Raw genomic sequence first — 1,082 nt, 5'->3', positions numbered from 1 at the left:
CAGCCGATCTATCCATGCCACAAGACCTTCCAAAGCGACGACCGCCGGGACAGCCTCGAGGACGGTGCCGTTTACGTGCGAGGCACCAGCAACACCCGCCCGGCTCGGGCCGGTGAGGTACTGGCCCTCGTTGAACGTGCCCGCGGCGGCGGCAAGCCGCCCATCGAACTCGAGATTGCGATCCTCGGCTCTATCGGCCGCGTCGGTAGCGTCGACAAGGTGATCGACCGGCTGTATCAGTTCGAGGAGGAACAATTTAGAGCGACCCCAGAGCCGGTTCGGAGTACGTCGCTGTTGACGATAACGCCGCCCAACTTCTTCGGCCGCCCGGAGCCCAGATCGGCAGAGGATCGTGCAGCACGCCTGGTCTCATGGCGGAATGAGAAAAGCACCAATATCTCTAGGGGGCGTGAGCACTTCCTCGGCGTAGCGCTGCCAGGTGCAGGAATCCGCGTCGTCAGCCGCGACAGATTCATCGCCAAGCCCCACCTAATCGTGACGTTCCACAACTGCGAGGCGCTCGAGTTCCGCGAGGCCGACGATGCCGACTTCGAGAAGGTGGTGGAGCCGGTTGTGAGGCAGCAGAGCCGCTACGTTCTGGGACCCGATCCCTCGGATTTTAGGATCACGCCGCGTGATTATCCCGTCGGCTGGACCAACCAGGGCGACGACGTCGAAGTTACGCTCACGCCCGAGTCGTTCCGGCCCAACGTTCCGTGGACGAGCGACCAGGATGACTATGTGCTCCTGGCACGGGACCCGCGAGCGGGTTCAGTGACTGTGACGTGGGTGCTCACCGAGGACGGCAACAATGAGGTCACCAGAGGCGAATTCGAGGCCCCTGCTGCAGACCTCGTCGATGCTTCTGACCTACTCAAAGCAGTCTTCTTCAGCGGTAGTTGAGCGCACGGAACGAAACCCACCCACGGGAAGCAGTGCCCCAAGAAGTCACTTCCTGAGACCCGCCTAGCGAGACGCACTTTCTGAAACCCGGTCCCCTGTATGGCGTCGAGGGTCGGGTTTCGTCCCGTTTGGGAGCCCGGCGCTGCCGTTGATCTGGTGGCGCTCAGCGTCGATGATGG

At 62.6% G+C, this 1,082-nt stretch carries 1 protein-coding gene; it reads left to right on the top strand.

Features of this window, described 5'->3' with window-relative positions:
* Positions 1-903: hypothetical protein (locus AC1DEY_RS23620; RefSeq protein ID WP_476870121.1), on the top strand; the 903-nt coding region annotated here is incomplete at its 5' end.
* Positions 904-1,082 lie beyond the last annotated feature (179 nt).

Source organism: Arthrobacter sp. 05T47 (assembly GCF_056395825.1).
The sequence above is the reverse complement of the archived record's forward strand: the minus strand, read 5'-3'. Positions and strand labels throughout refer to the sequence as shown.